The organism is Pseudomonas synxantha (assembly GCF_900105675.1).
Lineage (GTDB): Bacteria > Pseudomonadota > Gammaproteobacteria > Pseudomonadales > Pseudomonadaceae > Aquipseudomonas > Aquipseudomonas synxantha.
In genome coordinates this window covers 3,498,489-3,517,929 of sequence record NZ_LT629786.1, presented here as the reverse complement: position 1 = coordinate 3,517,929, position 19,441 = coordinate 3,498,489, and the positions used below count along the sequence as shown (strand labels likewise).

The window sequence follows — 19,441 nt, the reverse complement described above, 5'->3', positions numbered from 1 at the left end:
GGAACGCATCATGAACGATCCGAAAGCCGCCCCCAAATACGAGTCGATTGCCTTGCGCGTCCTGTGGATGCTGGTATTCGCGCTGGTGTGGCAGGTGGCGCAATTGCTGCTCGGCGCACTGGTGGTGGTGCAGCTGGTTTACCGTGTGATCTACGGCGCACCTAACCTGGGCCTGATGAACTTTGGTGACAGCCTCAGCCAGTTCCTCGCGCAGATCGGTCGCTTCGGCAGCTTCCACACCGAGCAAAAGCCCTGGCCGTTCGCCGATTGGCCAGCCCCGCGTGCCCCGGAAGGCGAAGCCGCTCACAGTGTGCCGCCGGCTCCGCACCCCGTGCGTGATGAAGAGCCAAAGCTATGAAGTTGTGGATTCTGCGCCACGGTGAAGCCCAAGGGCATGCCCGGACCGACGCCGAACGCAACCTCACCGAGCATGGGCGCGCCGAAGTATTGCGCAGCGCTGCGCACCTGATTGGCCAGCCCCTCAGCGCCATCATCGCGAGCCCCTATGTGCGGGCGCAGCAGACGGCGCAATTGGTGCAGGAAGCGTTGGCGTTCAAGCCGGAGATCCGTACGGTGCCGTGGCTGACGCCCGATGGTAACCCGCAGCAGGTGCTGGAAAAACTCGACACCGACGACAACGTGCTGCTGGTCAGCCACCAACCCCTGGTGGGTAGCCTGATCAGCTTTCTGCTGCACGGGCATCAGCGCCAGCCGCAGCCGATGTACACGGCGAGCCTTGCAGAGCTTGAGGGCGATTTTCCGCTGGCCGGCTTGATGAGCCTGGTCGATGTGAAGAATCCGTAGATAGGTATTTACACAGCGTTGGTGCGACGCTGGACCTGTGGCCTGACGACGATCTAAATGTGGGAGGGGGCTTGCCCCCGATGGCGGTGTCAGCTCCAGATGAATTTGCTGACACTCCCTCATCGGGAGCAAGCCCCTCAAACTTCAATTAAGCTACTGATTTTAAATAGTTAAAATTTAGTCTTAACGCCGGATATTTTGGAGGCGGCCCAGATTGCTGCGCGACGGCGCCACGTCGTCGATGTGACCGGGTTGTTGGGTTGATGGGGCGAGTACATATCCGTTGCTTAGGTAACGGCCACTATAGGTTCCGCTCTTACAGCGGCTCACTTTTGAAAAGAGCCCAAAAGTAACCAAAAGGCTCTTGCCCCACCACTCGGCACCTCGCCCAGGCTCGGTGTGCCCTCTCTCCGGCTTGAAACCGTGGGCCGCCGTCATGGGCCATCCTTGGCCCAGGACGGCTAACCCGGCGTCCTGCCGGGTTACCCACGGCTTCAAGCCTGCGTTCGGCCAGCGTGGTTTAACGGGGCGCCTGAGATCAAGATCAAAAGCGACTCGCTGCGCATCGCAGATACGCTGGCGGCGCTTCTGTTTTTTCTGCAGGAGCGCTCGCGAAAAACCTGAGAACGCCGCGTTCTTTCTGGTTTTCCGCGTCATCGTTAACGACCTTCGCGGGCAAGCCCGCTCCCACAGGGGTACGCGCACGCCTCAACAATCAGGTCGGCTATAAGGCCGCCTCGCTGTGCTTTTGATCTTAGGCGCCCCGTTAAACCACGCTGGCCGGAATTCGATGTTGATTTGGGGGGTAAACCGGCAGGGATGCCGGTTTAGCCGCCCCGCGCCATGGATGGCGCGTGGCGGCGGCCCCCCAAATCAATGTCGGATTACGGGCACACCGAGCCTGGGCGAGGTGCCGAGTGGTGGGGCAAGAGCCTTTTGGTTACTTTTGGGCTCTTTTCAAAAGTGACCCGCTGTAAAAGCGGAACCAATAGTGGCCGTAACCTAAATAACGGATATGTACTCGGTCTGATCCAACATCCCGGTCGGCTGTCAGGCCGCCACGGGAGCAAGCTCCCTAGTTTGCTGCGCGACAGCGTCACATCGAAGATGTGGTGGGGACTCCCACATTGGATCCTCGCTGTCTTGAGCATTTCGTTCGCTTGACTGACCGGGGCCGCGCCAAAATCATGTAGCCACCTATGCCTCGATAGCGGCCTTATAGCCTATCGCTCCAGCAGGCCGTTGCCTTTGTATGTGCTATACAGTCAACCAAGCAAGTGCTTGGTTGACTGTTTGACGGATCACAAAGGAGCGCGTCCCATGCCTGTCGCTTTTCGTTTGCCGTTACAGGTTTTCTTCGAGCGTGAAGCGCGGCACCCACGCAAGGTTTTCCTGGTACAGCCCCTCGATGGCGGCGAGGTGCAGACCCTGACCTGGGGCGATGTCGGCCTCCAGGCCCGGTGCGCCGCCCATTGGCTGCGTGGCCGGGAGTTGCCCCAGGGCTCGCACATCGCCCTGATCTCAAAAAACTGTGCGCACTGGATCATCGCCGACCTGGCCATCTGGATGGCCGGGCATGTCTCGGTGCCGCTCTATCCCAACCTCACCGCCGACTCCGTTGCCCACGTGCTGACCCATTCCGAGGCGGCGTTGGCGTTGATCGGCAAGCTGGATGATTGGCCGGCAATGGCGCCGGGTATTCCAGCGGGTGTGCCGACCATCAGCCTGCCGCTGTGCCCGGCGGGGACGTTCGATTTCAGCTGGGCGGACCTGCAAGCCTGCTCACCGATCCAGGACAACCCAGAGCCCCTTGCCTCGACACTGGCCACCATTGTTTATACCTCCGGGACTACCGGGCTGCCCAAAGGCGTGATGCACACGTTCGGTGCCCTGGGCTTTGCCGCTACTCGCGGCACCGAGTTGTTTGGCCTGGGGGAAGCAGACCGGCTGCTGTCCTACCTGCCGCTGTGTCATGTGGCCGAACGCATGTTTGTGGAAATGGCCTCGATCTACACCGGGCAAACCGTGTTTTTTGCGCAAAGCCTGGAGACCTTCCTCACCGATTTGCGCAGGGCACGCCCGACGGCCTTGTTTGGCGTGCCTCGCATCTGGACCAGATTCCAACTGGGGGTCTACGCCAAGCTCCCGGAAAAGCGCCTCGAAACCCTGTTGCGCCTGCCATTCATCGGCAAGCGTGTCGGCCATAAAGTGCTGGCGGGCCTGGGGCTGGATGCGCTGCGCATCGCCCTGTCCGGCGCGGCACCGGTGCCCGAGGCGCTGTTGCGCTGGTATCAGCGCCTGGGCCTGGACGTGCTGGAGGTGTATGGCATGAGCGAAAACTGTGGCTATTCCCATGTGTGTACCCCGGGTGCACAGAAGCCAGGCTGGATCGGCCTGCCGTGCCCTGGCGTGGAAGTGCGCATCGATCCGGCGGGCGAGGTGCAGGTGCGCAGCGGCGCGACCATGCAGGGCTATTTCAAGGACCCGCAGAAAACCGCTGAAACGCTCACCGAGGACGGCTTCCTGCGTACCGGTGACAAGGGCGAGCAGGACGCTGACGGCCGCCTGCGCCTGACCGGGCGCCTCAAGGAGATCTTCAAGACCAGCAAAGGCAAATACGTCGCCCCGGCACCGATTGAAAATCGCCTGGCCGAACATGCGCGCATCGAACAAGTCTGTGTGGTCGGGGAGGGGCTCGGCGCGCCGATCGGGCTTTGTGTGTTGTCGGCGCCGCATGAGGACCATCGAACCCTTGGCGCCGGTCTTGAACGCTGGCTGGAACAGGTCAACGCTGTCCTGGATAAACATGAGCGCCTGCGCCAACTGGTGGTGGTGAAAGACAGTTGGGCGGTGGAAAACGGCTTTCTGACCCCGACCTTGAAGATCAAGCGCAACGTGATCGAGTCGACGTACGGGCCACAATTGCAGGCATGGAGCGCGCGCACCGAAACCGTTCTGTGGCAGGATTAGGCACGTAATAAAATCAACAAGGACAACCCCATGAGCCTGTGGCGCACCCAACCGAATATTGAACAACTCAATGCGATGCAGAAAAACACCATCGGCGAGTTGCTGGATATTCGTTTCGAAAGCTTCGACGACGAATCCCTCACCGCCAGCATGGTGGTCGATCACCGCACCCATCAGCCTTACGGGCTGTTGCACGGCGGCGCCTCGGTGGTGCTGGCCGAGAGTGTCGGCTCCATGGCGGCCTACCTGTGCATCGACGCGAGCAAGTTCTATTGCGTGGGCCTGGAGGTCAATGCCAACCACCTGCGTGGCGTGCGTAGCGGGCGGGTGACGGCGGTGGCCAAGGCTATTCATATCGGGCGCACGACCCAGGTGTGGGACATCCGCCTGAGCAGCGACGACGGCAAGGCCAGCTGTATCTCGCGGCTGACCATGGCCGTGGTGCCGCTGGGCGAAAAACCACCGGCGCGATAGGCGTGGCGTGAGTGTCATCATTCCTGGCAGTTACAGTCATTGCCGCAGGGCGCCGGCATGGTGACAATCCACCTCTGTTTTCGTCGATGGAACCTGTATGCCGCAGCACGTGTTTTTTACCCACGCCAATGGCTTCCCATCGGCCACTTACGGCAAGCTGTTTGCCGCCCTGGCCCCGGAATATGCGGTGGCGCACCTGCCGCAGCACGGTCACGACCCCAGGTTCCCGGTGGACGATAACTGGCAGAACCTGGTGGATGAGTTGATCCACCATCTGCAACAGCAGCCGGAGCCGGTGTGGGGCGTGGGCCATTCCCTCGGGGGCGTGCTGCACTTGCACGCAGCCATGCGTTGCCCGCAGTTGTACCGGGGCGTGGTAATGCTGGATTCGCCGGTGCTGACCCGGGCGGACCGCTGGGTGATCCGTGCCGCCAAGCGTTTTGGCTTTATCGACCGCCTGACGCCGGCTGGGCGCACCCTCGGCCGCCGTGAAGAGTTCACCGACCTTGAAGCCGCACGCAGCTATTTTGCCGGCAAGACCCTTTTTCGTGGCTTCGATCCCGATTGTTTTGACGCGTACCTGCAACATGGCCTGCAGCAAGTGGGCGACCGCCTGCGCCTGCGTTTCGATCCGGCCACCGAAATCAGCATCTATCGCGGCTTACCCCACACCAGCCCGGGCCAGGTGCGCCAATTGAAGGTGCCGCTGGCGGTGGTGCGTGGGCGCCAGAGCCGTGTGGTGATGCGCCACCATGCCAGCGGCGTCGACCGCCTGCCCATGGGCGAAATGCTCACCATGCCGGGCGGCCATATGTTCCCCCTGGAACGCCCCCAGGACACCGCCACCTTGATCAAGAACCTGTTCGCCCGTTGGCAAGCCCGCGAGCGCAGTTGCGCATGAGCACACCTGTCGAAGAAGTTCGCCTGAGCCTGCCGCACATTGAGTTGGCGGCTCATCTGTTCGGCCCCGAGGATGGCCTGCCGGTGATCGCCCTGCATGGCTGGCTGGACAACGCCAACAGCTTTGCGCGCCTGGCGCCCAAGCTGCACGGCTTGCGTATTGTCGCGCTGGATCTGGCGGGGCACGGGCACTCGGACCATCGTCCGGCAGGGGCCGGTTATGCCTTGTGGGACTATGTCTATGACGTGCTGCAGGTCGCCGAGCAATTGGGCTGGCAACGTTTTGCATTACTTGGCCATTCCCTGGGTGCCATCGTCTCCCTGGTGTTGGCTGGGGCCTTGCCGGAGCGTGTGACGCACTTGGGTTTGATCGATGGCGTGATCCCTCCGACCGCCAGCGCCGAGAACGCGGCCGAACGCCTGGGCATGGCCTTGCAGGCGCAAATGAGCCTGCAAGACAAGCGCAAGCCTGTCTACGGCACGCTCGATCGAGCGGTGGAGGCGCGGATGAAGGGCGTGGTGGCGGTCAGTCGTGAAGCCGCGGAACTGCTGGCCCAGCGCGGCCTGATGCCAGTACCGGGCGGTTACACCTGGCGCAGCGACAGCCGCCTGACCTTGGCATCGCCGACGCGCCTGACCGATGAGCAGGCTATGGCTTTCGTAAGGCGCGTAGGTTGCCCTACGCAGTTGGTGGTCGCGGCTGACGGCATGCTGGCGAAACATGCTGAATTGCTTTCCCAGCTGCCCTTCACCGTCACCACGCTGCCAGGTGGCCATCATTTACACTTGAATGACGAGCCCGGCGCCGTTCTTGTTGCAGACTGTTTCAATCGGTTCTTCTCCGCGCCTTGACTTGGCGAGGTCAACTGCCGAGGCTGGGCGGATTGAAAGGGAGTCAACTATGTACACACTCAATACCGCTGTCACCCCCATTGGCCAGGGCTCATTGATCCGATGAGCCTGGGTAAAGGATGTCTCCGTGCTCTTGGCCTTTGCTGTTTCAGCCCCCTGGTGTTCGCCGCTGACGTGCCGGGCAGCCAGGATCTACCTGCCGTGGCCCGCCAGGTTGACGCGCAAATCGTCGATTATCGCCCCGCTGAAGAAAAGGAACGCATCTACCCCATGGGCGCCATCCGCAAGATCAGCGGCCAGTTGCGCTCCGAGGGCCAGGCCACCGCGCGGGGCCAAGCCACTGCAATCACCTATGAACTGCCCGCCGAGCACAGTTCCAGCGCGGCCTTCACGGCAACGCGCGAAGCCTTGCAGGCCAACGGCGCGCAATTGCTGTTCTGGTGCCAGGCCCGCGATTGCGGCGAAAGCAGCCTGTGGGCCAATGAAGTGTTCGGCAACGCCAAGCTGGTGGGGGCCGATGGCCAGCAGGAATACCTGCTGCTGCGCCTGGCCGCCCCGCAGGACAATTCCCTGGTCGCGCTGTACGGCATCACCCGCGGTAACCGTCGCGCTTACCTGCATGTCGAGCAACTCGACGCCAGCGCGCCTTTGGGTAACCTGCTGCCGACCTCTGCCACGCTGTTGCGTGAACTGAAAAGCACCGGCGAGCTGGACTTCCCGGCGCTGGGTGCCGAACCTGACGCCACGTGGCTGACCTTGATTTCCCGCGGCCTGAACCTCGACACCACCTTGCGCATCAGCCTGACCGGGCCCACCGCCGAAGCCTGGCGCCAAGGGCTGATCGATGCCGGCGTGCGCGCTGCCCGCCTGGAAACCGGCACCGGTGACGCTAAGGGATTGCACCTGCATCTGATACGCTGACCGTTATCAGGCGAACGGACCCGCGCCGTTCGCCTAAGCTCTCTTCCAATAGCCTTATTCTCGAGATACCCGATGCTCAATAACGATCGCCTGCTGGTGCAAATCCTGCTGCTGGTGCTGTTCGGTGCCAGCTTCTGGGTCATGGCGCCGTTCTGGTCGGCGCTGTTCTGGGGGGCGGTGCTGGCATTTGCCAGTTGGCCGCTGATGCGTTTGCTCACGCGCTGGCTGGGTGGCCGGGAGTCCCTGGCCGCCGGCATCCTGACCCTGGGCTGGATGTTGCTGGTGGCAGTGCCGCTGGTATGGCTGGGGTTCAACCTCGCCGACCATGTGCGCGATGCAGTGGCGCTGATCAAGGATATCCAGGTCGACGGCTTGCCCGAGGCGCCGTCCTGGCTGGGTTCGATTCCGTTGGTTGGCGAGCGCCTGGCGGGAATGTGGGACAGTATCGATCAACAAGGCGCGGCGCTGATGGTCACCATCAAGCCGTACCTCGGCCAGGTCGGCAATTGGCTGCTGGCGCGCAGTGCGCAAATTGGCGGCGGCATTCTCGAGCTGACCCTGAGCCTGGTCTTCGTGTTCTTTTTCTACCGTGACGGGCCGCGCCTGGCGATGTTTGTGCACCGCTTGCTGGAGCGCCTGATCGGCGAGCGCGCCGGCTATTACATCGAACTGGTGGCCGGCACTGTGCAACGGGTGGTCAATGGTGTGATCGGTACCGCAGCGGCCCAGGCCCTGCTGGCCCTGATCGGCTTCCTGATCGCCGGCGTGCCGGGTGCGCTGGTGCTGGGTATCGTCACTTTCCTGCTCAGCCTGATCCCCATGGGCCCGCCGCTGGTGTGGATTCCGGCCACGGCTTGGCTGGCGTGGAAGGGCGACTACACCTATGCCGTGTTCCTGGGTGTATGGGGCACGTTCGTGATCAGTGGCGTGGATAACGTACTCAAGCCGTACCTGATCAGCCGTGGCGGCAACCTGCCGCTGGTGATTGTGCTGCTGGGCGTGTTTGGCGGCTTGATAGCGTTCGGCTTTATCGGCCTGTTTATCGGCCCGACCTTACTGGCGGTGGCCTACAGCCTGCTGACAGACTGGAGCGCCACTCAGGCGCAAGTCCGCCGCGAAGACAAACCCTGTAACTGAGGCGTTCAGGTGCGGGGCAGCCACATGACGGCGGTCAGCCCGCCACCAGGCGTCTCTTCCAGGCTCAAGCGGCCGCCCAAGCGCTCCGCCGCTTCCCTGGAAATCGTCATGCCCAGGCCGACGCCGCCGGAGTTGCGGTTGCGTGACCCTTCGAGTCGGTAAAACGGCTCGAACACCGCCTCACGCTTGTCGGCCGCAATGCCCGGGCCGTGGTCAATCACACGGATGACCAGCGCGTCGCGGCTGTCCGTCAGGACGATATGTGCCGTGCCGGCATAGCGCAGGGCATTGTCGATCAGGTTGTTAAGGCATGAGCGCAAGGCCATCGGCTGTACTTGCAACGGTGCACAGGTACCGGAAAATTGCACATCGCTGCCTTGGTCCTGGGCGTTTTCGCTGAGGGACTCCACCAGCGCCTGCACGTCGAGCCAGTGCCGTGTCTCGCTGGTGCGTTGTTCGTGCAGGTAGCTCAGGGTGGCATCGAGCATGCCGATCATGTCGTCCAGGTCCTGGCGCATCTGGCCTTGCAGCTGGGTGTCCTCGATCTGTTCCAGGCGCAGCTTGAGGCGCGACAGCGGGGTGCGCAGGTCGTGGGAGACCGCACCGAGCATGCGTGCACGCTGGCTGACTTGCTCGCGGATACGCTTTTGCATGAGATTGAAGGTCGACGCGGCCTGCCGTGCTTCGCGCGGGCCGGACTCCACCAGGGGCGGGCTGTCGAGGTCGATGCTCAAGCGCTCGGCCGCTGCGCTCAGGCGCTGGATCGGCCGACTCAACAGCTTGGCACCGTACCAGGCGGCGATGATCAACGAGATAAATTGAAACGTCAGCGGTACCAACGGCCCACCAAACCAAGGGCGAGGTTCCTTGTGCAGTGGCTTGAGGGTGCCATCCGGTTGTTCGACGAACACCTCGGGAGGCGGGGGCGGTGGCCGGCCATAGTGGTGGAACCAGAAGATCGCCAGCACGTGGGCCAGCACAATGGCCACCAGCAATAGGCCGAACAATCGCCCGAACAGCGTATTGAGGGTGGCACGCATCAGCCGATATCCCGGGCATCGAACAGGTAGCCTTCGCCGCGCACGGTCTTGATCAGTTGTGGCGCCCTGGGATCATCTCCCAGCTTCTGGCGCAGGCGCGACACCAGCAAGTCGATGCTGCGATCAAAGGCTTCGATGGAGCGGCCGCGGGCGGCATCCAGCAATTGTTCGCGACTCAGCACACGGCGCGGGCGTTCGATGAACACCCACAGCAAGCGAAACTCGGCGTTGGACAGCGGTACCACCAGGCCGTCATCGGCCACCAACTGGCGCAGCACGCTGTTGAGGCGCCAATTGTCGAAGCGGATGTTGGTGCGTTGCTCGCTGCGGTCATCGCGCACCCGGCGCAGGATGGTCTGGATACGCGCGACCAGCTCCCGGGGCTCGAACGGTTTGGACATGTAGTCATCGGCGCCCAGTTCCAGGCCGATGATGCGGTCGGTGGGTTCGCAACGGGCGGTGAGCATCAGGATCGGAATGTCCGACTCGGCGCGCAACCAGCGGCACAGCGACAGCCCGTCCTCGCCCGGCAGCATCAGGTCGAGCACCACCACATCGAAGGTCTCGGCTTGCATGGCTTGGCGCATGGCGGTGCCGTCGGTGACACCCGAGGCGAGGATATTGAAGCGCGCCAGGTAGTCGATCAGCAGTTCGCGGATCGGCACGTCGTCGTCGACAATCAGCGCACGGGTATTCCAGCGCTTGTCTTCGGCGATCACCGCGTCTTTTGGCTCTTCGGTTACGGGGGCGGAGGGGGTATGCATAGTGCGATCATCTGCCTGGGTTGTTGCGGTCAGCATAGGCGCCCGGTTCCAAGCCTGGAAGTACCGGGCGGGCGGTCACGTGCGCGAGGCTAGGCCCACGGCGTGTTGAGGGCGTGTCGAGTCTGTATCAACTTTGAAACAATTGCCCGAAATGGCGTCTCTCGGGCGTTTGATCAGTATTTACCGATCATCGGATCCCGCAACCGCGCTGCTTGCGCTACAATCCGCGCCGATTTCGACTTGCCTGAGAGCCCATTCCAATGTCCGTCTGCCAGACTCCTATCATCGTCGCCCTGGATTACCCCACCCGTGACGCCGCACTGAAGCTGGCTGACCAGTTGGACCCCAAGCTTTGCCGGGTCAAGGTCGGTAAGGAACTGTTCACCAGTTGCGCGGCTGAAATTGTCGGCACCTTGCGCGACAAAGGCTTCGAAGTGTTCCTCGACCTGAAATTCCACGACATTCCCAACACCACGGCGATGGCGGTGAAAGCTGCGGCCGAGATGGGCGTGTGGATGGTCAATGTGCACTGCTCCGGTGGCCTGCGCATGATGAGTGCGTGCCGCGAAGTGCTGGAACAGCGCAGCGGCCCGAAACCGCTGTTGATCGGCGTAACCGTGCTGACCAGCATGGAGCGCGAGGACCTGGCCGGCATCGGCCTGGATATCGAGCCCCAGGAGCAGGTCTTGCGGTTGGCGGCCCTGGCGCAGAAAGCCGGCCTGGACGGTCTGGTGTGCTCGGCCCTGGAAGCCCAGGCCCTGAAGAGCGCCCACCCGTCGTTGCAACTGGTGACGCCGGGTATTCGTCCGGCGGGCAGTGCCCAAGATGACCAGCGCCGTATCCTGACCCCGCGCCAGGCGTTGGATGCGGGCTCCGATTACCTGGTGATTGGCCGTCCGATCAGCCAGGCGGCGGATCCTGCCAAGGCGTTGGCTGCAGTGGTTGCCGAGATCGCCTGATACTCAAGTGAGCACTGTAAAAAATGTGGGAGGGGGCTTGCCCCCGATGACCATGGGTATCTACACAACTGTGTAGCAACCGACGGTAACCATGATGCGCAGCGAGTCGCTCTTGATCTCGATCTGCTTTTGATCTTGATCTTAGCCGCCCCGCGCCATGGATGACGCGTGGCGGCGGCCCCCAAAATCCCTATCGGATTACGGGCACACCGAGCCTAGGCGAGGTGCCGAGTGGTGGGGCAAGAGCGTTTGGTTACTTTGCGCTTTTCAAAGTGACCCGCTGTAAAAGCGGAACCAATAGTGGCCGTTGCCCAAATAACGGATATGTACTCGGTCTGATCCAACATTCTGGTCGGCTGTCAGGCCGCCATCGGGAGCAAGCCCCCTCCCACATTTGGATCGTAGAGTATCAGTTAGATAGCGGTCGGCTGTCAGGCTCCAGGGAGAACAAGCTTACTTCCCAGGGGGGCAAATCCCCTCCCACATTTCGATCTGCAGTGTGTCAGCTGACTTTTAGAACCAACTTGCCAAAGTTCTCGCCGTTGAACAGCTTCATCAGCGTTTCCGGGAATGTCTCCAGCCCTTCGACAATATCTTCCTTGCTCTTGAGCTTACCCTGGGCCATCCAGCCGGCCATTTCCTGGCCGGCCGCCGCGAAGTTTGCCGCATGGTCCATCACTACGAAGCCTTCCATGCGCGCGCGATTGACCAGCAATGACAAATAGTTGGCCGGCCCTTTGACGGCTTCCTTGTTGTTGTACTGGCTGATGGCACCGCAAATCACTACGCGGGCTTTCAGCGCCAGGCGGCTGAGCACGGCGTCGAGAATGTCGCCGCCGACGTTATCGAAATACACGTCCACCCCTTTGGGGCATTCGCGCTTGAGAGCCGTGGGCACGTCTTCGCTTTTGTAGTCGATGGCGGCGTCAAAGCCCAGTTCATCCACCAGGAACTTGCACTTGTCGGTGCCACCGGCAATCCCCACCACGTGGCAACCTTTGATCTTGGCAATCTGCCCGGCGATGCTGCCCACGGCGCCCGCGGCGCCGGAGATCACCACGGTGTCGCCGGCTTTCGGCGCACCGGTCTCCAGCAACGCGAAGTACGCGGTCATGCCGGTCATGCCCAGGGCCGACAGGTAGCGGGGCAGGGGCGCAAGCTTGGGGTCAACCTTATAGAAGCCACGGGGTTCGCCGAGGAAATAATCCTGCACGCCGAGGGCGCCGTTTACGTAGTCACCCACGGCAAACTTCGGGTTGTTGGAGGCGATCACTTTGCCGACGCCCAGGGCACGCATCACTTCACCGATGCCGACCGGTGGGATGTAGGACTTGCCCTCATTCATCCAGCCACGCATCGCCGGGTCGAGGGACAGGTATTCATTGCGCACCAGCACCTGGCCATCGGCGGGCGTACCCACCGGCACTTCCTGATAGGTGAAGGTTTCCCGCGTGGCCGCGCCGACCGGGCGTTTGGCGAGAAGAAATTGGCGGTTGGTCTGGGCGGTCATGGCAAGGACTCTTTAGAAATGGAACCATGAGTGATAGACCTTCAGTGGCTGGAGGGCAAGATATCCGTGGGAGACGAATGCCCGTCGATAGGCCTCACTGATAATCAGCCGGGTGACGTTATCACTGCGATCCATGCAGCGCCAACCGGCCTTCTGATAGTGCTGACGCGTTGCTCCCGGTGTTGGCTAGACTCGCTCCATCGCTACTCCTCCCATAGGACGCTTCCCATGAGCATGACGTTTTCCGGCCAGGTCGCCCTGGTGACCGGCGCCGCCGCTGGTATTGGCCGTGCCACCGCGCTGGCGTTCGCCGCCGAAGGCTTGAAGGTGGTGGTCGCCGACCTTGATGTGGCGGGCGGCGAGGGCACGGTCGCACTGATCCGAGAGGCCGGTGGCGAAGCGCTTTTTGTGCGTTGCGATGTCACGCTTGAAGCCGACGTGCAGCAACTGATGGCGCAGACCGTCGCCACCTACGGGAGGCTCGACTACGCTTTTAACAACGCTGGGATCGAGATCGAGAAGGGCAAGCTGGCCGATGGCAGCCTGGACGAGTTCGACGCCATCATGGGGGTTAACGTCAAGGGCGTGTGGTTGTGCATGAAGTATCAATTGCCGTTGCTGCTGGCCCAGGGCGGCGGGGCAATCGTCAACACGGCGTCAGTAGCGGGGTTGGGGGCGGCGCCGAAGATGAGCATCTATGCCGCGTCCAAGCATGCGGTGATCGGCCTGACCAAGTCGGCGGCCATTGAGTACGCGAAAAAGAAGATTCGCGTCAACGCGGTCTGCCCGGCAGTCATTGATACCGACATGTTTCGTCGTGCCTACGAGGCTGACCCGCGCAAGGCCGAATTTGCTGCGGCGATGCACCCGGTCGGCCGCATTGGCAAGGTCGAGGAAATCGCCAGCGCGGTATTGTACCTGTGCAGTGATGGTGCGGCGTTTACCACCGGCCAGGCGCTGGCGGTGGACGGTGGTGCCACGGCGATCTAGGACTTCATCTCATGGACTATTCGAAAAGTGAGTGGGCTGCTGTGAGGGGTTTCCAGAACTGGCAAAGTGCCTTGTCCGAATATGTATCGGAAGGTAAATAATTCAATAAAATCAATACTTTAATAAATTTTGGCGACGGGGTTTAACCGGCTTCTGTGCTTAACTGTTTTAGGTTTACAGACAGTTGAAGTGAGTGGCTCATGGATTTAGGGATCGATCGACAAGCCCTGGTACCGGTGGTTCAGCAAATCGTCAGCGCAGTGGCGGAATGGATTCGCAAGAATGGGGTGAGCCCCGGAACACGCTTGCCGTCCATTCGGCAATTGGCCCTCGACAACCTGTTGAGCCAGTCCAGCGTGATGGAGGCATTCGAACGGTTGGTGTCCCAAGGCCTGCTGGCCTCGCGGCACGGTTCGGGGTTTGTGGTGGCGCAGCCGCCGGCTGCCGACGAAAATCACTGGTACGAAGGTGCAGAACAGGTCTGGGGCGCCTTTACCGATAGCCCGTTGGGCGAGCTGAAGCTGGGGTGCGGCTGGTTGCCCGATGCTTGGCGTGAAAGCGATGACATCAGCTATGCGATCCGCGAAGTCAGCCGTACCGACACCGCTGCCCTGTTCAACTACAGCACGCCTTTGGGCCTGCCGGCGCTGCGCGAGCAACTGCTCAAGCGCCTGACTCAGATCCATGTGCCCACCAGCCTGGACCGTATCCTCACCACCCATGGCGCCAGTCATGCCCAGGATCTGTTGATACGCACGCTGCTCAAGGCCGGTGATGAGGTGGTGGTCGAGACGCCGGGATACGGCAATCTCTATCGTCAATTGGCCTTTCAGGGTGTCAGGCTACTAGAGGTGCCACGCACCAGAGGCGGCCCGGATATCACAGCGTTGGAAGTGCTGCTGCAAACCCATCGCCCCAAGTGCCTGTTTATCAGCAGCCTGTACCACAACCCCACCGGCACCAGTCTGTGCCGCCGGGTCGCGGAGCGTTTGCTGGAGCTGGCCCGGGATCACGACTTTCTGATCATCGAGGAGGACGTCTACGGCGACCTGCAACATGCCAGCTGCACGCGCTTGTCGGCGTTGCCCCATGGCGACCGGGTAATCTATGTCTCGAGTTTTTCCAAGACCCTGAGCAGCGCCTTGCGCGTGGGCTACCTCTGTGCCAGTGCCACGACCATTACCCAATTGACCCATCTCAAGACCCTGACGGGAATCGGCACCTCGCGCTTTGCCGAAGCCATGGTGGCGACGTTGTTGAGCAACGGCACTTACCGCAAGTGGGTGCAGCGCCTGCGCAAGCGGTTGAACGCGCAGATGGCCGCGACCTTGCAAGTGTTGGAAGATGAGGAGTGGCAGGTATTTTCCGTGCCCGCTGGCGGTATGTTCCTGTGGGCGCGACCTGGCTTGGCGGACCCCTCACGCTTGCAGGCGTGCGCCCGACGCCTGGGGGTGTTGCTGTCGCCGGGAGGGTTGTTCAGCCCGACGGGTGAGCGCAGCGAGTGGCTGCGTATTAATGTGGCCTACGCGGCTGATCAGCGGGCATTGGCATTATTCCGTGCCATGGGCGCAACCAGATCGACCTCGACCATTCTGAAAACGACGAGCATGTAGCTTTTTGCCATTATTCCGGCGTCAGCCGCTTGTGCTCAGTACCCATGGGTTGCCAATCTCACTGCTTGTAAACCTGGCTTATGGCATCGGCCATCGCAAGAGGATTCAAGGCAATGATTTCGGGCGTGCAACGACGTTTCGCCAACCTTGGTATGGCAAAAAAACTGGGCTTGGGCTTCACCTTGGTACTCCTGCTCACGGCGCTGGTGGCGGCGATAGGTGTGTGGTCGCTGCAAACCGTCGGCCAGCGTTTTGACGGGCTCACGAGCATGTCTTCGCTCAACAGCGGCTTGCTCAAGGTGCGCTTGATCGAGCAGGACTACGCACTGCACGCCGACTCCAAGGCCGTTGACGACCTGCATGCCGGTGTCGAGGCGCTGGCGGCGCAGGCCGCCAGTCTCAAGGCCCGGTCTGCAGCCAACGAGCAGGTGATGAGTGACGTTGAGCAGGCCTTGGCGGCGTACCGCAAGGCGTTCGATGAGTTCGTCGAACTGAACCAGACCAAGGACCTGGCGCTGGAAATGGCCAGTTGGTCAGTGTCCAGCGTGGCGAACAACCTGGATGTGTTGCAAGCCGGCCTGGCGGACGACGGTGCCTATGCTCTCAAGGAAAGCCAAGGCAAGGAGGGTGCCGAATTTATCGAGCAGGCGGGGCAGGTCAGCCAGGTGTCGCGCTTGATGCTGCAAGCCATGGACGAGGCGCGGGTGCGCCTGGACCAGAGCCGCAAGGCTGACGCCGATGCCGCTGAGCAGGGCAAGATCGAGCAGGCCGACCAGGCGCTGGTTGAAGTCGAGAAGCTCAAGAGCAGCGTCAAGGACCCCGGCTACCAGACCGTCCTGAACGAAGTCTCCGGGCACATCGCGTCATTCAGTGAAAAACTCGGCGAGTACACCGGGCTGCTGGCCCAGGAGAAAGTCGTCTATACGCAACTGCACGACCGCGCCGAGCACGTGGTCAGTCGCGTCAACCAAGCGTATGCCGCCGAAGACCAGTCCATGCAGGCACAGTTGCAACACAGCGCGATGCTGATTATCGGCTCATCCGCCCTTGCGTTGCTGGTGGGCTTGATCGCTGCATGGGTGATAACCCGGTTGATCGTGGCGCCGCTGCGCAGCGTGATCGCCGTGGCCCAACAGATTGCCGCGGGTGACCTGAGTGGACGCATGGAGGTCAGCCGCCGTGATGAAATCGGCCAATTGATGCAGGCGATGCAGCAGATGGGCAGTGGTTTGAGCCAGATCGTGCGCGGGTTGCAGGCCGGTATCGAACAACTCGCCAGTTCCGCGCATTCGTTGTCCAGTGTCACCGAGCAGACCAACCTCGAGGTCAGCAGCCAGAAGGAAGAAACCGAGCAGGTCGCCACCGCGATGAATCAGATGACCGCCACCGTGCATGATGTGGCGCGCAACGCCGAGCAGGCCGCCCAAGCGGCGCAGACGGCGGATGACAAGGTCGACAGCGGCCAGCAGGTGGTGCGTATGAGTTTGCAGCGTATCGAATTACTGGCGGCGTCGAGCAGCAGCGCCAGCGCCAGCATCGAGGGCCTCAGTGCAGAGATCCAGAATATCGGCACTGTATTGAGCGTCATCAACAGCGTGGCCGAACAGACCAACCTGCTGGCCTTGAACGCCGCCATTGAAGCGGCGCGTGCCGGTGAACAGGGCCGTGGCTTCGCCGTGGTTGCCGATGAGGTGCGGGCACTGGCCAAGCGCACCCAGCAATCGACCGAGGAAATCGAGCGGCTGGTCAACACCTTGCGCAGTGCGGCGCAGGCGTCGGTGCAGCAGATCCAGCACAGTGGCGAACTGGTGAAGCAGGCGGTCGGTGATGCCCTGGAAACCGAAAGCGCCTTGGGTAGCATTGCCGCTGCCGTGTCACTGATCCAGCAGATGAATCAACAGATCGCGGCCGCCGCCGAGGAGCAAAGCTCGGTGGCCGAAGAGATCAACCGCAGCGTCACCTGTATTCGTGCCAGTGCCGACCACTCGGCGTTGAGCATGCAAGGCAACGCGGCATCGAGCCTCCAGCTGGCGCAGTTGGGGGTAGAGCTCAAGGGGATGGTGGGGCATTTCCGCCTTTGATCGCAGCGACGGCGCTGCGATCAATAGACAGGGCGATCAGGCGTGATTGGCGAGGAAGGTCAGCAGGGCTTCATTGACGAATTCCGGGTTCTCGCGGCTGGAAATATGCCCGGCCTCGGGGATCAGGATCAGGTCGCAGCCAATCAGGTCGGCCATTTCCCTGGACTCTTCGGGCGGCCGGGGTTTGTCCTGCTCGCCGCACATCACCAGGGTGGTGTCGGAATCCAGGCGTGGTAGTTGCGCCAGGATGTCTTCGCGACTAAAGATCAAGCGGCCCAGGGGCACGATGCTTTGCAGCAGCTGCTCCTTGGAATAGCTTTGCAGGGACTTGCGAAAATCCTGGTACAGCGCCGATTCGCGGTCGATGCCCGGGCGGAAGAAGATCGGTGCGATCACATCCAGCAACGGTTCAGGGATCACGCCGGCGTCTTCAATCATCTTGAACAGCGAGAAATAGTACTGGCGCGTCGCTTCGGGTTCGGCGCCGAGGTAGGTGTCCATCAGCACCACGCTGTTGATGCGCTCGGGAGCCTGCAATGCCAGGCGTGCGCCCCACATGCCACCGACCGACAGGCCCACCAGGTTGATCTGCTCGATGTCCAGATGGTCGAGCAGTGCCAGGGCCTGGCGAGCCAGGCCATCGAGGGACTCGGTTTGCGTCGGCAGCGTGCCCGACTCGCCATGGCCCCACAGCTCGGGGACGATCACCCGGTATTGCTGCGACAGCGCTTCAATCTGCGGCGCCCACATGTCGCTGGCCCACAGGTAGCTTGAACCTAACAGGACGACCGGGCCGGTGCCCTGGTCAAGATAGTGCAGCGGTTGTCCATCAATCACGGCAACAGGCATAACAGGCCTCTAACTTCACGGAGTGAGGGGCACTTTTTTACGCTAGTTGTGGGTGGGGGGATAGGTGCAAAGTGATGGCCTGTGGGGTGAGGGCGCTATCCAACTGATGCGCCGCGATCCAAATGTGGGAGGGAGCAAGCCCCCTCCCACATTTGGATCGTCTTACACCAGGTAAATCGCCCTTGCTCCATATTATTACCTGGGCTGTCAGTCGTAGATAGCTTTCTTCTTCCACTCGGCATCGGCGTCGACGACCTTCAGCCCCTCGGTCAACTCGTTGACTTCGTCCTCGGCGGGCTGGCTGTTGGTCAGTACCGTGGAGTTGGCGCGCGCCAGTTGTGATTCCAGCAGCTGCAACTGCGCGCTGTAGAGCACCGGCTCCGGTTGTTTGCGCAAGTACTGCACACCACGCTCGAACGCCAGGCGCGCCTGGCCCGGTTGGCCTTGCTGCAGGGCATGTTGGCCGAGGTTGTTGAAGAACTCGATATGCAGCAGCACCAGGATATGACGGATTTCCTTGATCCAGTGCTTGGCCTCGTTGGTCGGCAGGAAGCCATCCTGGGCTGCACGGGTGACTTGGCCGTGCAAGGCTTCCAGCAAAAAGCGTACGTCCTTGGCCTTGGCTTCGGTCTGGATCGGTGCCGGTGGGTTCGCTACCGGAATGGATTCGCCCTGGGCGATCAGCGCATTCAGCTCGGCGATACGTGCCTTGAGTGGCGCGCTGGATTTGTTGAGGTTCAACAGGCGCTGGTTGACGTTCAGTTCCAGGCGGGCCAGCAACAGTTTGAGCGCCGGGGTCATCAGTTGGCCAGGAAAAGTCTCGGTGATTTCACCGCAGCGGCGCAGCCGATCGTTAAGCTCGATCTCGGTGCGCTTCTTTTCCAGCTTATTGTTTTCCACCACATGGTTCATGTAGCCAATGGCGATCAGTATTGCGATCCCGGCTATTACCAGCAGGGTGATCATGAGTGGTGTCACCGGTGTGACCTCTTTATAGGGTTTGCTGTTGAGTGTAGTGACTGGGTCAGCCGGCGGATAGGATTGATCGACCAATTACCAGGTACTTTCTTCTATATAGGTAGGCGTGTCCCGTATGGGTGCACATTGCCATCACTTGCCTGGGTGAACTATAACGTCTTGGTGGGCGCCAGAATATAGGCGCCAGGGCTCGGACGCCGACAAAGCCCGTGAAGGTCGGTAAACGACGGCGAAGTCATTGATTTAAATAAATTTATCCATGGGGGTTGACGACCTTTCAATCCATCCATAGAATGCGCGCCACTTACAGCGTAAAGCACACAGCGAAACGCGGTAGGGAGTGAATGTTGTACGTGTGTCCCCTTCGTCTAGTGGCCTAGGACACCGCCCTTTCACGGCGGTAACAGGGGTTCGAGTCCCCTAGGGGACGCCATATGCGGGAATAGCTCAGTTGGTAGAGCACGACCTTGCCAAGGTCGGGGTCGCGAGTTCGAGTCTCGTTTCCCGCTCCAATTTTTAAGCAGTGTTGCCCTCGGGCGGCATTGAGTGAAACCAGGACCAAGTCTTCGGATGAGGCCTCTGGGCACTGAAATACACAC

18 protein-coding genes, 2 tRNA genes and 1 pseudogene are annotated in these 19,441 nt (G+C 61.4%); 15 read left to right on the top strand and 6 right to left on the bottom strand.

Features of this window, described 5'->3' with window-relative positions; translation table 11 throughout:
* Positions 1-7 precede the first annotated feature (7 nt).
* A complete protein-coding gene (locus BLU48_RS16285; protein WP_172833443.1) occupies positions 8-358 on the top strand; it encodes a DUF4389 domain-containing protein in 351 nt (116 codons plus the stop codon).
* The gene (sixA, locus tag BLU48_RS16280; protein WP_057025724.1) at positions 355-804 is read left to right on the top strand and encodes a phosphohistidine phosphatase SixA; all 450 of its coding nucleotides are present in this window, start codon (positions 355-357) and stop codon (positions 802-804) included. Before BLU48_RS16285 ends, sixA begins: the two co-directional genes overlap by 4 nt.
* A gap of 183 nt (positions 805-987) precedes the next feature.
* Here sixA and BLU48_RS31745 read toward each other — a convergent pair whose 3' ends face one another.
* Positions 988-1,461 (bottom strand): hypothetical protein, encoded by a 474-nt coding sequence (locus BLU48_RS31745; RefSeq protein ID WP_156786503.1) that lies wholly within the window; start codon positions 1,459-1,461, stop codon positions 988-990.
* A 663-nt stretch (positions 1,462-2,124) separates the two neighbouring features.
* Here BLU48_RS31745 and BLU48_RS16270 point away from each other — a divergent pair.
* The 6 genes from BLU48_RS16270 (at position 2,125) to BLU48_RS16245 (ending at position 8,058) form a co-directional block, all read left to right on the top strand.
* Positions 2,125-3,774: an AMP-binding protein gene (locus BLU48_RS16270; protein ID WP_057023534.1), complete on the top strand. Its 1,650-nt coding sequence runs from the start codon at positions 2,125-2,127 to the stop codon at positions 3,772-3,774.
* Between the two features lie 30 nt (positions 3,775-3,804).
* On the top strand, positions 3,805-4,248 hold the full coding sequence (locus BLU48_RS16265; RefSeq protein ID WP_043051244.1) for a hotdog fold thioesterase: 444 nt from the start codon (positions 3,805-3,807) through the stop codon (positions 4,246-4,248).
* 97 nt (positions 4,249-4,345) lie between these two features.
* Complete coding sequence (locus BLU48_RS16260) at positions 4,346-5,149, top strand: alpha/beta fold hydrolase (RefSeq protein ID WP_057023535.1); 804 nt, start codon at positions 4,346-4,348, stop codon at positions 5,147-5,149.
* Entirely contained in the window at positions 5,146-6,000 is an 855-nt protein-coding gene (locus tag BLU48_RS16255; protein ID WP_057023536.1) for an alpha/beta hydrolase, read from the top strand. Before BLU48_RS16260 ends, BLU48_RS16255 begins: the two co-directional genes overlap by 4 nt.
* Before the next feature lie 102 nt (positions 6,001-6,102).
* Positions 6,103-6,921, top strand: coding sequence for a DUF4892 domain-containing protein (locus BLU48_RS16250; protein WP_057023537.1), 819 nt, complete (start codon positions 6,103-6,105; stop codon positions 6,919-6,921).
* A gap of 72 nt (positions 6,922-6,993) precedes the next feature.
* Positions 6,994-8,058 (top strand): AI-2E family transporter, encoded by a 1,065-nt coding sequence (locus BLU48_RS16245; RefSeq protein WP_057014078.1) that lies wholly within the window; start codon positions 6,994-6,996, stop codon positions 8,056-8,058.
* Between the two features lie 5 nt (positions 8,059-8,063).
* Here BLU48_RS16245 and BLU48_RS16240 read toward each other — a convergent pair whose 3' ends face one another.
* Both BLU48_RS16240 and BLU48_RS16235 read right to left on the bottom strand, forming a co-directional pair.
* Positions 8,064-9,098, bottom strand: a complete 1,035-nt coding sequence (locus BLU48_RS16240; RefSeq protein ID WP_057023538.1) for a sensor histidine kinase — start codon at positions 9,096-9,098, stop codon at positions 8,064-8,066.
* On the bottom strand, positions 9,098-9,862 hold the full coding sequence (locus tag BLU48_RS16235) for a response regulator (RefSeq protein WP_057023777.1): 765 nt from the start codon (positions 9,860-9,862) through the stop codon (positions 9,098-9,100). Before BLU48_RS16235 ends, BLU48_RS16240 begins: the two co-directional genes overlap by 1 nt.
* A 260-nt stretch (positions 9,863-10,122) precedes the next feature.
* Between BLU48_RS16235 and pyrF the strand changes: the two genes are divergently transcribed.
* Complete coding sequence (gene pyrF / locus BLU48_RS16230; RefSeq protein ID WP_034118948.1) at positions 10,123-10,821, top strand: orotidine-5'-phosphate decarboxylase; 699 nt, start codon at positions 10,123-10,125, stop codon at positions 10,819-10,821.
* Between the two features lie 502 nt (positions 10,822-11,323).
* Here the strand turns inward: pyrF and BLU48_RS16220 are convergent.
* The gene (locus BLU48_RS16220; RefSeq protein ID WP_057023539.1) at positions 11,324-12,331 is read right to left on the bottom strand and encodes an NADP-dependent oxidoreductase; all 1,008 of its coding nucleotides are present in this window, start codon (positions 12,329-12,331) and stop codon (positions 11,324-11,326) included.
* A gap of 228 nt (positions 12,332-12,559) precedes the next feature.
* Between BLU48_RS16220 and BLU48_RS16215 the strand changes: the two genes are divergently transcribed.
* The 4 genes and pseudogenes from BLU48_RS16215 to BLU48_RS32700 all read left to right on the top strand — a co-directional run bounded on the left by BLU48_RS16215 (position 12,560) and on the right by BLU48_RS32700 (position 17,015).
* Entirely contained in the window at positions 12,560-13,321 is a 762-nt protein-coding gene (locus tag BLU48_RS16215) for an SDR family oxidoreductase (RefSeq protein ID WP_057023540.1), read from the top strand.
* 200 nt (positions 13,322-13,521) lie between these two features.
* Positions 13,522-14,934, top strand: coding sequence for an aminotransferase-like domain-containing protein (locus BLU48_RS16210; protein WP_057023541.1), 1,413 nt, complete (start codon positions 13,522-13,524; stop codon positions 14,932-14,934).
* Between the two features lie 80 nt (positions 14,935-15,014).
* A pseudogene (locus tag BLU48_RS32705) lies at positions 15,015-16,106 on the top strand (HAMP domain-containing protein); the annotation flags it as partial.
* On the top strand, positions 16,098-17,015 hold the full coding sequence (locus BLU48_RS32700; protein ID WP_414896212.1) for a methyl-accepting chemotaxis protein: 918 nt from the start codon (positions 16,098-16,100) through the stop codon (positions 17,013-17,015). The pseudogene BLU48_RS32705 and the gene BLU48_RS32700, both read left to right, overlap by 9 nt.
* Before the next feature lie 36 nt (positions 17,016-17,051).
* On the opposite strand, the gene BLU48_RS16200 is transcribed toward BLU48_RS32700, so the two are convergent.
* Together BLU48_RS16200 and BLU48_RS16195 are read right to left on the bottom strand one after the other, a co-directional pair.
* The gene (locus BLU48_RS16200) at positions 17,052-17,864 is read right to left on the bottom strand and encodes an alpha/beta fold hydrolase (RefSeq protein ID WP_057023543.1); all 813 of its coding nucleotides are present in this window, start codon (positions 17,862-17,864) and stop codon (positions 17,052-17,054) included.
* A gap of 207 nt (positions 17,865-18,071) precedes the next feature.
* A complete protein-coding gene (locus BLU48_RS16195; RefSeq protein WP_057014071.1) occupies positions 18,072-18,842 on the bottom strand; it encodes a hypothetical protein in 771 nt (256 codons plus the stop codon).
* A gap of 357 nt (positions 18,843-19,199) precedes the next feature.
* Between BLU48_RS16195 and BLU48_RS16190 the strand changes: the two genes are divergently transcribed.
* Together BLU48_RS16190 and BLU48_RS16185 are read left to right on the top strand one after the other, a co-directional pair.
* Positions 19,200-19,275: transfer RNA gene (locus tag BLU48_RS16190), tRNA-Glu, on the top strand.
* 3 nt (positions 19,276-19,278) lie between these two features.
* A tRNA-Gly gene (locus BLU48_RS16185) sits at positions 19,279-19,354 on the top strand.
* Positions 19,355-19,441: the final 87 nt, after the last annotated feature.

Excerpts from the sequence above, each read along its gene's own strand:
- sixA (WP_057025724.1), top strand. The coding sequence starts at position 355 with ATGAAGTTGTGGATTCTGCGCCACGGTGAAGCCCAAGGGCATGCCCGG.
- BLU48_RS31745 (WP_156786503.1), bottom strand. The coding sequence starts at position 1,461 with ATGACGCGGAAAACCAGAAAGAACGCGGCGTTCTCAGGTTTTTCGCGA.
- BLU48_RS16270 (WP_057023534.1), top strand. The coding sequence starts at position 2,125 with ATGCCTGTCGCTTTTCGTTTGCCGTTACAGGTTTTCTTCGAGCGTGAA.
- BLU48_RS16265 (WP_043051244.1), top strand. The coding sequence starts at position 3,805 with ATGAGCCTGTGGCGCACCCAACCGAATATTGAACAACTCAATGCGATG.
- BLU48_RS16260 (WP_057023535.1), top strand. The coding sequence starts at position 4,346 with ATGCCGCAGCACGTGTTTTTTACCCACGCCAATGGCTTCCCATCGGCC.
- BLU48_RS16255 (WP_057023536.1), top strand. The coding sequence starts at position 5,146 with ATGAGCACACCTGTCGAAGAAGTTCGCCTGAGCCTGCCGCACATTGAG.
- BLU48_RS16250 (WP_057023537.1), top strand. The coding sequence starts at position 6,103 with ATGAGCCTGGGTAAAGGATGTCTCCGTGCTCTTGGCCTTTGCTGTTTC.
- BLU48_RS16245 (WP_057014078.1), top strand. The coding sequence starts at position 6,994 with ATGCTCAATAACGATCGCCTGCTGGTGCAAATCCTGCTGCTGGTGCTG.
- BLU48_RS16240 (WP_057023538.1), bottom strand. The coding sequence starts at position 9,098 with ATGCGTGCCACCCTCAATACGCTGTTCGGGCGATTGTTCGGCCTATTG.
- BLU48_RS16235 (WP_057023777.1), bottom strand. The coding sequence starts at position 9,862 with ATGCATACCCCCTCCGCCCCCGTAACCGAAGAGCCAAAAGACGCGGTG.
- pyrF (WP_034118948.1), top strand. The coding sequence starts at position 10,123 with ATGTCCGTCTGCCAGACTCCTATCATCGTCGCCCTGGATTACCCCACC.
- BLU48_RS16220 (WP_057023539.1), bottom strand. The coding sequence starts at position 12,331 with ATGACCGCCCAGACCAACCGCCAATTTCTTCTCGCCAAACGCCCGGTC.
- BLU48_RS16215 (WP_057023540.1), top strand. The coding sequence starts at position 12,560 with ATGAGCATGACGTTTTCCGGCCAGGTCGCCCTGGTGACCGGCGCCGCC.
- BLU48_RS16210 (WP_057023541.1), top strand. The coding sequence starts at position 13,522 with ATGGATTTAGGGATCGATCGACAAGCCCTGGTACCGGTGGTTCAGCAA.
- BLU48_RS32700 (WP_414896212.1), top strand. The coding sequence starts at position 16,098 with ATGGAGGTCAGCCGCCGTGATGAAATCGGCCAATTGATGCAGGCGATG.
- BLU48_RS16200 (WP_057023543.1), bottom strand. The coding sequence starts at position 17,864 with ATGCCTGTTGCCGTGATTGATGGACAACCGCTGCACTATCTTGACCAG.